Origin of the sequence: Nocardia sp. NPDC052316, from assembly GCF_044547795.1 — a bacterium.
Classification (GTDB): domain Bacteria; phylum Actinomycetota; class Actinomycetes; order Mycobacteriales; family Mycobacteriaceae; genus Nocardia.
In genome coordinates this window covers 111,495-124,750 of sequence record NZ_JBIUBB010000002.1, presented here as the reverse complement: position 1 = coordinate 124,750, position 13,256 = coordinate 111,495, and the positions used below count along the sequence as shown (strand labels likewise).

Sequence of the window (13,256 nt, the reverse complement as noted above, 5' to 3'; positions counted from 1 at the left end):
GCCGTCACGGCGTTCCGGTCAATTCTTTGACGTGGCTGACGAAGTCGGCGATCTGTTCCCGGCTGATGTCCGCGCGGATCATCACGCGCAGTCCCGCCTCGCCCTTCGGGACGATCGGGAAGAACACCGCGGAGCTGTAATAGCCGCGCCGGTACAGCTCTTTCGACAGTTCGACGGCCCTGTCTGCCTCGCCGACCCGGACCACGCGGATCGGCAGGCCGTTACCCGCGAAAGTGGTGGGCAGCAGTTCGTCGAAGTAGTCGATATTGCTCTGCAGCGTGCGTTGCAACTCGCCGAGCTCGGGGGTGCGATGCAGCGCGGCGCTCGCCAGCGAGGCGCCCACGATCGGTATCTCCATATTCTGCGACCAGCCAACGGGTCCCGCGTGCCGCTGCAAGAACCCGAACCACTCGGGGCGACCGAGCATCGCGACTCCGCCGGCCGTGCCGAACGCCTTGTGCAGCGTCGACACGATGAGGGTCAGCGGGTTCATCTCCAGTCGCGACCGAGCGAATCCCTCACCGCGCTCGCCGACGATAGACAGCGAGTGCGCGTCGTCCAGGTAGAGGAACAGTCCGTATTTGTCCTGAAGTTCGACCAGCCCCTCCAATGCGGCGGCACCACCCATCGAGTAGGCGCCGTCGGCGATGTAGGCGACGCGCGGATATTTGCGGCAGATGTCCTCCAAATAGTCCAGGTCGTTGTGCGGGCTGGTGAGCACCAGACTCTCGTCGGCACAGATGGGCTTCACATAGGCCATCGAGAAGTGGCTGTGGCGGTCGAACACCATCACCCGGGGGCCGTCCCCGGTCAGGTGCCCCGAGGCCAGCAAAGGCAGAATGCCGAAAGACAGAACGCTGCACGAGACTCCGGTCAAGATGTCGGCGCTGAACAACTCGCCGAGGTCTGCCTCGAGCCGAGCCAGCAGGTTGTGCCGGATCCGCGCGTTCGACACCATCAACCCGGTGGCCTTGGCCTCCTCGAGCGAGTCGATCGCTCCTTGAATAACTTTCGGGTGAAAGTTCAGGCCCAGATACGCGCTCGAACACATACTGACGAACTCGTGCCCGGTCTCCTGCACGACGAGACGGTTATTCGACTCCGCGTCGACGTGCACACTGATCAATCCGGCCTCGGCCGCCGCGCGCCACGCCGGGTCGGACTGTTGCAGCATCTTCTCGCTGTTTCGATAACGCCGAGGACCAAGGACATTCGGCTCGACATGGACTCCAGCGCTCATTTATCGCTCCTCGAAAGTCGTCGGCACAGCCGACTCATTGGCGTTTCCAAAATCTTCGACCAGTCGCCGCGACGCCTCGAAGAACGGCAGCCCCATCATCACGCCGTCGACGACGGCGATCCGGCGATTGGTCGACAGGCCCGCATCGACGATTCGCTGCGCTTTCTCCAACGTGCCCGCGTCAGGCGAGAAAACCTCATTGATCACCGGGATCTGCCGCGGATGTATCGCGATCTTGCCGCTGAATCCCAGGGCTTGGGCCCGCGCGCTCTCCTCGCGCAGCCCACCGATGTCGTTGATATCGAACACCGGTGCGTCGACCACCTCGATCTCCGCAGCGCGGGCCGCGTTCACCACGCAGCCGCGGGCATGCACCAGGTAATCCCAGGACAGGCGCGCACCGACTTCGAACGAGTAGTCGGCCGCGCCGAAGATCAGCGCGCGTAGCCGGGGCGACCCCGCCGCGATCGAGGCGACGTTCTCTAGGCCGCGTGGCGTCTCCACCACCGCGAACAGTTCGAGGTCAGGGCATACCGGGCCGAGCACCTTCGCCACGATCTCGACGTCACGGGCCGACTCGACCTTGGGAATGACCACCACGGCCGGCTTGACGACATACTCCTGAATGGCAAGCAGATCCCGCAGGCCATCCGGTTCGGTCACCGCATTGATGCGGACCCCGCACCGCGTCGCCGACGCGGTTGGCGCGGCGAAGAACTTCTCCGCCTGATGCCGCGCCTGCTCTTTATCCCACGGTGGGACAGAGTCTTCCAGGTCGACCACGCACATATCGGCGCCGGCCTGGTGCCCCGAGGAGTAGCGGCCTTCGGCCAATGCGGGTGTGGAGAGGAACGAACGGCAATAGCGTGTGTACTTCATCGAGCGCCCACTCCGAGTATTACCGCGCGGGCCACCATAGACCGTCCGGCTGTCGGATCCCATCTTCGAATGGGCTTTGGTTGAACAGGCATGAGCCCCCCTGATCTGATCGGCATATTCGGCAGCCATCGGAACATTGCTCGCTATTGCGCGCTGTATACCGCAGCACGGGAGAACAATTCGTTGTCCGAGGGGTTCCAGCACCATCAGTCCCCCAGTGGCCGCTGTCATAAATTCTCATCGACGAACCCAGCGGTGACAACAGAACGGAGGTGACGGATTCAGCCTGCCTATGACCGTTCGTCGAGCAGGTGCGCCAACCGTTGCCACTCCCTGGACCGTTGCCGAGCTAGTTCGGCGATGGTCCGGGTGCAGTGGTTCGGCAAACTGCCGACGACGCTCTTCCAGTCGACGCCGTCGTCGAACGGAGTCTCCAACCGACGCAACAGTTTCCGCCCGGATTCGCTGAAGCGGATGGAGGGGTCTTTGCGCAGTCGCTGCAGCGCCTCAGCGGTGCTGACCGGCTGCGACGGGACCGCCCGGACGTTCCCGGCACGCGCACGCACCGGCGCGGGTGCCAGTACAGGCACGGAGGCGGGTGAGGGCACCGGCAAGGGCGCGGCCGTGTCGCTGGCACCTTCGCCGGCGGACACCAATTGCGTCCCATCCCGCAACCGCTTTCGAACATCCTTGGCGGTGGTGACCGAGATGCCCGCCGCCGAGGCCACCTTCCGCGCCGATGCGGTCGGATCGAGCGCGAACAGTTCGGCAGCCCGTTGGCGCCCCTGTCGCCCGGCAGACCGATGCAGCACGCCGTTTCGCGCTATCCGGCCGGTCGACTGGGTAGATTTCCCAGTCGACCGGGTGCGGATCGCGCCGACGGTTTTGTGCGAGATCCCGGCGATGACGCCGATCGACCGGTCGGACCAGTCCGGATACGACTGCAGGATGCGCAGCGCGGCGGCTTTCCGATCGGCCAGCGACAGCGGCAAGCCGTGTGCCGCATTGAGTTTCACCGCCAGCACGAACGCCTCGGCGAGGCCGCCGTCGAAGAGCACCGCCGCGATGCTCGTGTCGCCGCGCAGTTCGGCCGCGCGCAGCCGATGCCAGCCGTCGACGACCTGCATGGTTGCCCGATGCACGACAATCGGGGGCAGCGCGGTCGCCGAGTCGGCGAGCATGCGTATGTGACCGGTGTTCACTCCCGCCGTTCGGGGCGGCGCGTCCGCCGGTAACACCGCGGAGATCGGAAGGTCGACGATGTTCGAGCAGTGCGGCAGTCCCTGGATTGTGTCCAGCACCGAACGGGTTCTGTCTGTGGACGAACCAGCATTCATTTCGTTGCTCATTGAGAATCCCCCTGCGGATCCATAGTTGCGGCCACAGCAGCGGCCCCCTGAGCGATGACGATGCCGGGCGGGTCGTCGCGTGTGCTGCCGAGAGTTGCCTAGCCATGGTGGCGGTCATGGACCGCCTGGAGCCGGAAGACACGGCCGGTACGGTACATTCATCGCGCTGATCGTTTCCACAGCGTGTCCTCCCCGAGCCGATGGTCGCTCAGGCGATACAAACGACCGGCGCACGCCAAGTTGCCAGGCACGGCCTCGCTTGTCAACTACTATGCCCGACAGGGGTGTTCGACCCGTGCAAGCCGCCTTCACAGGCGCTTACTCTGCGGCACACTATGAGCTGATCTATCCTATTCTGTTGGTGATCAACACCTTTGGGGCTACTAGAGGCTAGCTGTGAGTGACCACCCCTACAGTCGGATTCCAGGGGTTGTCACGACAGCCAATACCCAGTAAACCGAACTCATCGGCGGGTCATCTTGTGCCCCACTGTGATTCGACTACACCCCAACTGGCCACCGAGCGGCTCGGTACGCAATCCCCCACAACATTGGGCATGCCGCCTCCGCGGGGCGCCCCCATAATGTGATTACACAGCGACGACCCCAGGGATTTCGTTGTTTCCTTGGCGATCGGCAATGACGCCGATCAGCACCAATTCTCCATACCCACCCCGGCACAAACCCCGGCCCGAGGTATCGACTCACATATGCAACGTCGGCCGGTAAATAAGCTCTTGGGTGCGCCCATCGAGGGTTCGAGTCTCCAGCAACTCGAGATCGAAGTCGGCAGCACCCTGGAAGATCGGGTCCGTTCCCGTCCGACCGGTGATCACCGGAAAGACCGTCACGTGGACGCGGTCCACCAGACCGGCCGCCATCAGCGCCCGATTCATCGACAGGCTGCCGTGCGAGCGCAGCGGCACGGCCGACTCCTCCTTGAGCCGAGCGACGACGTCGACCGCATCACCACTGACCACCGTCGCGCCGGGCCGGTCGAGCGGTCCCTGCAGCGTGCGCGACACCACCGTGGCAGGTAGGTTCCACATCCGAGTGACCCACGGGTCGAACACCTCGGCGTCCGCCGGGCTCGTGGCGACCATCTGCGCGAACTGCCGATACGTGGTGGCGCCGAACACCATTCGCTGCTCCGCGCCGTACACCGCGAGGCGATGTTCGAGCAGCTCGGGGCCTTGCTTGCCCCAATAGCCGCCCCAGTCCCCGTCGCCGCCGTAGGAGCCGAAGCCGTCGAGGCTGGTGAAGACGTCGAAGGTGTAGGTAGCGGCCATGCGGGTTCTCCTCGAGTGTGATTGGTCGGGTGTACCTATGCAGACCGGATGTCTCGGCGAAACTCATCGCTGCCGGACTCCCTGAGTCGAGTCCGGCGCGTCCGCGTGGCAGGTCCGGCACCGCCCCAACGCATTTCGTCAGTCGGCCGATCGGCGAACCTATTCGAGTAGTCGGCGAATGACCGCGGCCGCGGCGTCGATGTCGTCGGGTTCACCGGTGATCAGTTCGCGGAAGTAGAAGGATTCGCCGATCCGCACGATGGCGTAGGCGAGGGTGTGGGCGTCGATGTCGTCGGGCTCACCGACATCCTCGCGGATGACTTGCGCGATGGAGGCCACGAACCGCCGCTGGATGACGCCGTCGCGGGATGTCAGGACCCGCAGTGCGGTGTCGGTGTGCTGCGCGACGAACGTCCGCATGGCCGGGTATCCGGCGGCCAAATACAGACTGCGCCGGACTATTTCGGCGACGCCGGCCGCACCCTGCCCACCGCACTCCCGGCGGATGTCCTCGAATCCCGCGGTGGCGATCACCCAGATGACTTCGCCGAGTATCCGAGTGCGGTCGCCGTAGCGCCGATACAACGTGGACCGTCCGATGCCGGCCGCCGCGGCCAGCGCACGGGCGTCGATCCAGCCGTCGCGCAGGAACATCGCCACGGCGGCTCGCAACACCGCATCGACCGAGGTCAACTGGGGAATTGGGGACTCTGGCGATCGAGACGTCATCGATCCTAGTGTGACATGGGACACCGTTGGATGAGTGTCCCAGTCCGGCCGATCGGCAAGGCCGACAACACTTCGCACTGCAATGCACAGGAGAATTTCGATGTACCAGCGACCGATTTTCACGGCCATCCTGACCACCCTCGTCGCGGGCACCGTTGCCGCGCCGGTCGCCTCGGCGGCACCCCCACCCGCGTACCCGTCCTACGTCGCGCTCGGTGATTCCTACACCGCGGGCGCGTTCCTGCCCGTAGTCGAGCCACGCTGCGGCCGGGCCGAGCGCAACTATCCCCGGCTGGTCGCCGCCGCACTCAAACCCGGATCCTTCACCGACGTCAGCTGCATCGGCGCGACCACCAAGGCCATGACCGACACCCAATCGCCCACCGGCAATCCGCCGCAGTTCGAGGCGCTGAAGCGGGACACCGCACTGGTCACCGTCGGCATCGGCGGTAACGACGTACCGGCGTTCGAGGCGGTCTTCAACTGCGCGGTGCGGGGCGCGTCGGTGCCGCACGGCTCCCCGTGCAAGGACTTCTACACCAGAAATGGCGTCGACACGCTGGCCGAGCAGGTCCGCGCGGTCGGCCCCGCGGTCGGTGCGGTGCTGGCCGGGGTCCACCGGCGATCGCCGAAGGCTCGGGTGTTGCTGGTCGGCTATCCGGTGCAGCTGCCCGAGACCGGCGACGGCTGCTGGCCGATCGTCCCGATCTCCGACGGTGACGTGCCGTTCCTGCGCGAGAAGACGAAACTGCTCAACCAAGTCCTCCGCGAACAGGCAACCAACCACGGCGCCACCTATGTGGACACCTACACCAGCAGCATCGGCCACGATATGTGCCAGGCCCCGGGCACGAAATGGCTCGAAGGGCCTGTCCCCACCGACTTGGCCGCCCCCATTCACCCGAACGAGCTCGGCGCACAGGACCAAGCCCGGCAGATAGTCGCCACGCTGCGCCGGTAGCCCACCGGCGAGCGGTCGACGCCGCGCCGTGCCGGTGGTTCCGAGATAGCATCTAATTGCACGGTTTCGGCTCAACTGATCGTTGTTCGATAGAGGGAGTCCGCGCGAATGGATCGCCGGAACACGGGGATCAGCCGACGCCGAGTGCTGATGGCGGCAGGGGCCTCGATCGCGCTGACCCCCATGGCGCAACCGACGGCGGCGGTGACGATCACGCGGGCGACGTCCGCCGGGCCCGATGACCCAGCGAAGCGGGCGGACCTGGCGGAACAGGCGCTGGTGCGGCGGCACGTGCGCACGGTCTGGGGCCAGCCGCAGGTGCGGCTCGGCGCGCTCGTCTGGCCGTCGTCGCTGCTGGACGAGTCGTTCGTGAAATGGTGTTACTGGTGGCAGGCCCACCTGGTCGACTGCGCGGTGGACGCCGCGTACCGCGCCCGTACCCCCGAACGCATCGCCCGGGTCGCGGCCCTCGCCCGCGGTATTCGCACGCGCAACCTCACCGGCTGGACCAACCGGTACTACGACGACATGGCGTGGCTGGTGCTGGCGCTCGAACGCGCGGACCGATTGCTCGGCGTGCGGTTCGGCGGCGCTGTCGGCGACCTGACCGCCGAGTTGATCGACGGCTGGAACCCGGAGGTCGGCGCGGTGCCCTGGCGGTCCGGCGACAAGTACTACAACACTCCCGCGATCGGTCCGACCGGTATCGCGATGGCCCGGGTGGGTGAACTGCCCCGGGCCCGGCAACTGGCCGACTTCCTGCACACCCGCCTGCGCGACCCCGGCACCGGCCTGATTCTCGACGGCGTCCACGAACCCGGCGGACGAGTGGAGCGCACGATCCTCACCTACAACCAGGGCGTCGCGATCGGGCTGGAAACCGAACTGGCCGTGCGCACCCGGGAAGCCGAGCACCGCGAGCGCGCGGCTGCGCTCGTGGCCGCCGCCGAGACCGGGCTCACCCACGCCGGAGTCATCGCCCCGGCCGGCGGGGACGACTCCGGGCTGTTCATGGGCATCCTCGCCAGGTTTCTCGCCGAAGCCGCATTCGCCCTCGGCGACCGCACCGCCGCGAAGATCGTGCACACGTCCGCGCGGGCGGCGTGGGCACACCGCGCCGAGGTGGACGGTCTGCCGCTGTTCGGTGTCGACTGGGGCCGACCGGTTACGGTGCCCGCGCATTCGGGAGTCTTTCCCCAGCTGATGCCTTCGTCTGCCGCTTCGTCGGCGAACATGAGCCGCGACCTCTCGGTACAGCTGAGCGGGTGGATGCTGCTCGAGGCGGACTATCGGCTCACCGCCGCGGGGCGCTGAGCCACTGCGGCCGCGGTCGCCCGCCGAGCCTTCCCGCGCTGAAATGCCAACGGGGACTGTCGATCAGTTGTCCCGAGCGAGGTAGTCGCGAACAACGGTGGTGACCGGTGCGAGGTCGGCAATGGTCGGTAGAGCGCCCGGCCGGTAGGGCAGACTGGCGAGCTTGCCGATGCCACGATGCCAAATGGTGCGATCGGCCGGGGTCGGCGGATGTAACTCGATCCGGTGCGTGCAGTCGGGACAGCTGAGATACGCCATGTTCTCGACACCGCCGAGCACGGGCACCTTCAAATGGTTCAGCACGGTGGTCAGTCGATGGCTGTCGAGGTGCGACACCTCAGCGGGTGTGACGACGAGGAGGACGGCGAGGCGCCCGGCGATCCGCAGCGCGTGCCCGACGCCGGTGGTTCCGGGTGGCAGGTCGACGAGCAAAATCTCTCGGCGGTTCCAGCGAGTGCGGGTGATCAGCCGGGCGAGCAGCATGTCGGCGATGCCCTCGCCCGCGGTGAACGCTTGCGTGCCCGCCATCATGAATCCGGCGGAGACGATCTCGACGCCGTCCACCTCGATCGCTTCGAGATCGGTTCGGTGCGGGCCGAAATCGGCGATGCGCAGCGACGCGGTCGGGACGTCGCGGCGCAGGCCGACCATCCGGGGAATGTCGGGACCGGAGAGGTCGGCGTCGACCAGACCGACGCGGACACCACTGTCGGTGAGGGCCCGCGCCAAGGCCAACGCGACGCTGGATTTACCGACACCGCCTTTTCCGCTGGCTACCGCGACGATGGGGATCGCCGAGATCGGTGAGGTCACGCGTGCAGGCTACCGAGCGTTCGGAGGTATGGACGCCAGGTGGTCACGGGTAAGGGTGGGGTCGGTAAGGGCCCGGCACTGCGGCCGTGGTCAGGGGTGGTGCGGGCAGGCAGGCGCAGCTCTCCCGGACCTCCATGTGCGGGAGCCGGGTGGCTCGCACGCGAACGACCGCCGGTCCGTCTGCCGCACGAGCGAGTTCCACTGCCGCCACCCGGGATCCGGCCTCGGCGAGCCGTCCGGCCAGTTGCGCGTCGTCCTCGGCCGGCTGCTCGATCACTTCGTCGGTGGGCGCCCCGACCAGGGTGTCGAGCTCGGCGAAGCGGCGCGGGTGACAGTAGTAGGTGAGGTGGTCTTGGAAGCTGGTCAGCGTATTGGTGGTGTTGCCCTGCTGCAGGCTGGCGAGCAGTCGGACCTGGACGGCTTCGGCGAGGGCGTGCCGCAGGCGCTCGGCCGGGTCGGGATGGGCGCTCAATCCGATTCCGAAGGCGGGGATTTCGGTGTGCCGGGTCAACGCGACGGCCACGCCGGTGCCCGCGGCGGACCGGGCTTGCAGCAGTTGCGTGTGCCAGCCCAACATTTTGTCCGTGGCCAGGAATTCGGTGTGGTCGACTGTCGCAGCGCCGGTGAGCAGTTCGAATGGGCGGTGGGCTTGCCAGTAGTCCATGACGGTCGCCCGTTCCAGCATTTCGTAGAGGCCGTGGGCGGCAGCCTGCCGGTAGCTCGACCCGGCCGCGAGTCCGACGGTGGTGACCTCGCCGAGGCGTTCCGCCGGGGCGGGCGCGCCGAGGCCGACCAGCGCCTCGGGCATCCAGATCGGGTCACCGTCCAGGTAGCGGCGGGCCTGCGTCCAGGTGAGTGGCCGGTCGGCAACGAAGTGCGGGTATGGCCAGCGATCCGGAAAAATCGGTGCGCCAAGGTAATCGGCGACCGGAAAGACATCTTCCGGGGCGAAACTCGCGGCTGTTGCGCGCTTGGGCGTGGGATTGATCCATGCTCGGCCCAGATGGCGTTCGACCAGTTCGCCGACGCATGAGATGGCGGCGGCGGCCGGGTCGACCGCGCAGCCTGCAACTTGCATGGGTGGTTGGTTCGGCCCGAGGTCGGACTGGCCGAGCAGGAGGACATGGCCGTGCAGTTCGGGTCGACTGTGGAAGTACCCGATATCGATCTCGGACGGTGGTTGCCAGATCGAATTCCATTGCTTGAAAGCGGCCTTCAGTGCAGGCTCGACTCCGGCCAGCTGGTCGGGGCTGCCGAAGACACGCAGGCGCAGGAGTTCCTCGGCGCGCTGACGTTCGCTCACGCCGTCTCCCTCGGTGTATCGGCCGATTGCGGAGTCGAGGTGTCGGGGCGCAAGAGGCCGCGCTCGGTCCAGTCCTGCAAGGTGTCGGCGATGTCGGAGTGGATACGGTCGGCAACTCCGGCGTATCGACGGGCGCATTCGTCGGCCAACTCCGTTGCCGAACGAGGTTGGTCGAGCAGTCGCCAGAGGGTGGCCGCGCTTCCCTCCAGTACCAGGTAGGCGCCGTTGAGTGGGGCGAGCAGGATGCGGTCGCCCAGGTCCTGGGCCGTGATCGTCGGGTCAGGCAGGTATCGTGCGCTGCTCGTTGTCATGGTCGAACTCTCGCTTTCGGGGTGGATGAGATGTCTTGGCACGCAACCGGAGTAATGCGGTCGTGGCGCGGAAGATCAGTCGCTGGGTGATCGCGGCGGCGAGTACGACGGGCAGCGGTCGACGCCGGTGCTGGGTTGAGACCAGCCAGCGGTCCGCGGCGGCAACGATCGTGCCCGTCCATCGGGTGCGGCGGCCGGTGAGGGACACGGTGGTCGGCCCGCTGCGGTACGTGGTCGTCGCCGCGGTCACGGTGCCGAGTACGGAATCCAGCGGCACCCAGAACGCGGAGAAGGGGTTGTGTCGGTCGTAATTGTCCGCGCACTGCAATATTTCGGGGGTGCCGTCTCGGGTACGCCAGTCGGCGACCCGGTGCGCGGCGAGAATATCCTGCGGGAGCTCCACCAGCGCGATGGTGCCGACCGCGGTCGCCGGGTCCAGCTTGCCCCAGGCGACGGTGACTCGGGTGGCCGTGTCGAACAACGGATACATGCTGCGGGAAGCATCCAGGATCGGGATTTCGGTGGTGGTCGCCGTGGCCTGATAGCGGTCGCGCAGCAGCCGCCGGGCGACGCTGCGCCTTGAACGCTTTACGGCGCCAACCGATTCCGGTGAGTCGTGCAAGGCGTGGATGCGCGGCGGCATCGATGCCGACCTGTCCGCTCGGTAGGGATGGCGCGGCGCCGCCGCGAGTAGGCGACCGCCCGAACGTGCCAGCCGATCGAGCGGTCCAGCCAGCGACTCGGTGCGTACCGCCAGCTCGGGAACTTCGGACCGGACCGCCTTCACCGCGCGTTCAGCCTGATCATGCGGGTCCAGATGCACCACAGTTGTGGTCTCGTCGCGTTGCTCGAGCACGAACCCGTGCTCGGTGACCGCCGCGACCGCATCCAGCAGTTGGCCGGCCGGTACTCCGCCGATGGCGTGGTCGGTATCCGGCAGGCGACCGAGCACCTCCACCAGCGGCAACATCCGCCCGCAGCCGCACGCCGACGGTGGGCGCAGTATCCCGGCGTCGCCGATCAGGTAGCGCAGCAACGGCATTGCGGTGTTGACCAGATCGGTGACCACCAGATGCCCGGCCCGATGGTAGTCCTGCGGCGTCCCGTCGTCGTCGACGATCTCCACATACAGGTGGTCGGCGTTGACGTGCATGCCGCGGCATCCAGGGAACGAGAACGCGAGCGGCACGCAGATTTCGGCGGCGCAGTACATTTCGACCAGCGGCGGCGCTCCGGCTGGCCAATCGCGCACGTGCTCCGGCCGCAGCACTTCGAACGACGAGGCCACCGCCGCGATATCGCCCCAGGCGGTCACGCGTTGCACCAATACCGGCAGCATGTCCGGGCTCACCAGGAGCAACTCCCCCACCGAACCACCGCTGCCGAGCCGGTCGAGCACGGCCGCGAGACCTTCTTCGCGATAGCCGACGCGGGGATCGCGCACCGTGGTGTTGTCGCGGCCTTGCCCCGGCCATGGTGTAGCGCAGGTCAATTCGAACACCCAGGGCAGCCCGAGTTCGTGATACCAGCGGCGCTCGCAGATCGCCCGACGATGCAGCGATGCGCGGGGACGCACCACATGACTGGCCGCGCCGTTGGTTCCGGAAGTGAACGTGACGTCGACGTCCTGCGCGGGTATCGCCGTATTGACCAGCTGGGCGGCGTTCGCGCGGAGCGTGTTTCGTGGCAGCACGGCGAGCCTGGGCAGCTCGTGCGCGTGGGTGAGTTCGGCCAGCGCGGCGTCGCCGAAGGCGCGCGGATAGTAGGCCGTGTGACGTGCGGCAGCCACCACCTCGGCCAGCAGCGCGTCACGATGTTCGCGGACCGCGCCTGCGTCCCATTGCCTGCGCAACGCGCGGTGGACTTCCTGGCTGCTGACGGCCCGGATGCGCGGGCCGGCCAGCCAGCGTGCCGCGAGGCGGCGGTAGCGGTGGGCGGTCACGGCTGTTCCCGCGTGGTCAGCAGCTCGGACAGCGGGTCCTGGTAGCGGTCGTCGCGTGGGATGCCGAGCAGGAATCCACCGACATGGCATTCGATCAGTGGGTCCACGCCGAGCATTCGCGCGTTGACGAGCTCGTTGCCGCCATTGAGTACGCAGCCGCCCAAGCCGAGCGCCGTCGCCACCAGGTACCACGTTTGATAGAGCGCGCCGAGATCCTGGTAAATGATGCTCAGGCCGTTGTTTTCGTATTTCCACATGGTCCGGCCGGCCACCGCGGTCACCAGGAGCACCACAGCCGGATCGCCTTCGAGCAGGTCGCTTTGCTGCTGAAGTTGTTCGGGCATTCGGGCGAACCACGCATCGACGTCGCTGTGCCTGCACAGCACCGATTCGAAGGGGTCGTATCGATAGATGGCCGGTGCGAGATCGCTGACCTGGACCGGCCAGAGGTAGACCTCCAGCGGATGCCTGCCGCCGCCGGACGGAGCCGGTCGCCAGTTGACCCCGCTGCCATACGATTCGGCGCTGTGCTGGACAGCGAGCGACCTGTGCAGGAATGCCCCCAGGGTCGACAGGTCGAGGGGTCGGTCGGCGAATCGGCGGCAGGAACGACGGCGCGAGAGCACGTCTGCGAAAAACGCGGGATCGGCGTCGAGGGCGGCTTTCGGCAGCGTCACAACCTCGTCCCGCAGTGGTTTGCGCGGTGACGGCATCTCCTCGGCCTGCAGCGTCGGCCGTTTGCGGCCCGCGCTGCGCATCCGTTGGATCACCAGCTCGTGCGGGTCCCACCATGCTCGATCCGGCAGCCGGTTCGGGTCGATCAACAGTTCCGCGGCGATGAGAGCCAGCACCACGTCCAGGCTGGTGCCGCCCGTTTCGGCCAGCTTGTCCGGAGTAGCGGGCACGTCGGCCGCGAGCAGGACCTGTCTCGCCGCTTCGCTCAACCGGTGCCGCCTGCCACTGGTGCCCGCCACCGCGATCATGTCGGAATCCGACAGGTACACCGTGATATACGGGGAACGCACTACGTATGCGGTTGGCTGCTCGTTCGAAGAAATGCTCAACAAGTCCCCCGATGCCGATTGTGAATGGTGCAGGCACGTGATGGACCCGGCCTCAATCGGCCG

12 protein-coding genes are annotated in these 13,256 nt (G+C 66.9%); 2 read left to right on the top strand and 10 right to left on the bottom strand.

What is annotated here, in order from left to right:
* Window positions 1–4: 4 nt before the first annotated feature.
* The 5 genes from ACIHA7_RS07750 to ACIHA7_RS07730 form a co-directional block, all read right to left on the bottom strand.
* Window positions 5–1,240, bottom strand: a complete 1,236-nt coding sequence (locus tag ACIHA7_RS07750) for an aminotransferase class I/II-fold pyridoxal phosphate-dependent enzyme (RefSeq protein WP_397286795.1) — start codon at window positions 1,238–1,240, stop codon at window positions 5–7.
* Window positions 1,241–2,248 (bottom strand): HpcH/HpaI aldolase/citrate lyase family protein, encoded by a 1,008-nt coding sequence (locus ACIHA7_RS07745; protein WP_397286793.1) that lies wholly within the window; start codon window positions 2,246–2,248, stop codon window positions 1,241–1,243.
* A 161-nt stretch (window positions 2,249–2,409) separates the two neighbouring features.
* Window positions 2,410–3,420 carry a ParB N-terminal domain-containing protein gene (locus tag ACIHA7_RS07740; protein ID WP_397286791.1) on the bottom strand — a complete coding sequence of 337 codons (1,011 nt, stop codon included), beginning with the start codon at window positions 3,418–3,420 and terminating at the stop codon, window positions 2,410–2,412.
* A 751-nt stretch (window positions 3,421–4,171) separates the two neighbouring features.
* Window positions 4,172–4,756: a dihydrofolate reductase family protein gene (locus ACIHA7_RS07735; protein WP_397286789.1), complete on the bottom strand. Its 585-nt coding sequence runs from the start codon at window positions 4,754–4,756 to the stop codon at window positions 4,172–4,174.
* 159 nt (window positions 4,757–4,915) lie between these two features.
* Entirely contained in the window at window positions 4,916–5,449 is a 534-nt protein-coding gene (locus ACIHA7_RS07730) for a QsdR family transcriptional regulator (RefSeq protein ID WP_397286787.1), read from the bottom strand.
* A 136-nt stretch (window positions 5,450–5,585) separates the two neighbouring features.
* On the opposite strand from ACIHA7_RS07730, the gene ACIHA7_RS07725 reads away from it, so the two are divergent.
* A complete protein-coding gene (locus ACIHA7_RS07725) occupies window positions 5,586–6,446 on the top strand; it encodes an SGNH/GDSL hydrolase family protein (RefSeq protein WP_397286785.1) in 861 nt (286 codons plus the stop codon).
* Between the two features lie 108 nt (window positions 6,447–6,554).
* Window positions 6,555–7,760, top strand: a complete 1,206-nt coding sequence (locus ACIHA7_RS07720) for a glycoside hydrolase family 76 protein (RefSeq protein ID WP_397286783.1) — start codon at window positions 6,555–6,557, stop codon at window positions 7,758–7,760.
* Between the two features lie 63 nt (window positions 7,761–7,823).
* Here ACIHA7_RS07720 and ACIHA7_RS07715 read toward each other — a convergent pair whose 3' ends face one another.
* The 5 genes from ACIHA7_RS07715 to ACIHA7_RS07695 are packed head-to-tail and all read right to left on the bottom strand — an operon-like array spanning window position 7,824 to window position 13,154.
* On the bottom strand, window positions 7,824–8,573 hold the full coding sequence (locus ACIHA7_RS07715) for a P-loop NTPase (protein WP_397286781.1): 750 nt from the start codon (window positions 8,571–8,573) through the stop codon (window positions 7,824–7,826).
* A gap of 43 nt (window positions 8,574–8,616) precedes the next feature.
* Window positions 8,617–9,876 carry a YcaO-like family protein gene (locus tag ACIHA7_RS07710; protein WP_397286779.1) on the bottom strand — a complete coding sequence of 420 codons (1,260 nt, stop codon included), beginning with the start codon at window positions 9,874–9,876 and terminating at the stop codon, window positions 8,617–8,619.
* Window positions 9,873–10,187: a PqqD family protein gene (locus tag ACIHA7_RS07705; protein WP_397286777.1), complete on the bottom strand. Its 315-nt coding sequence runs from the start codon at window positions 10,185–10,187 to the stop codon at window positions 9,873–9,875. The genes ACIHA7_RS07710 and ACIHA7_RS07705 overlap by 4 nt, the downstream gene beginning before the upstream one ends.
* Window positions 10,156–12,129 carry a hypothetical protein gene (locus tag ACIHA7_RS07700; RefSeq protein WP_397286775.1) on the bottom strand — a complete coding sequence of 658 codons (1,974 nt, stop codon included), beginning with the start codon at window positions 12,127–12,129 and terminating at the stop codon, window positions 10,156–10,158. Before ACIHA7_RS07700 ends, ACIHA7_RS07705 begins: the two co-directional genes overlap by 32 nt.
* Window positions 12,126–13,154, bottom strand: coding sequence for a SagB family peptide dehydrogenase (locus tag ACIHA7_RS07695; protein ID WP_397286773.1), 1,029 nt, complete (start codon window positions 13,152–13,154; stop codon window positions 12,126–12,128). The genes ACIHA7_RS07700 and ACIHA7_RS07695 overlap by 4 nt, the downstream gene beginning before the upstream one ends.
* Window positions 13,155–13,256: the final 102 nt, after the last annotated feature.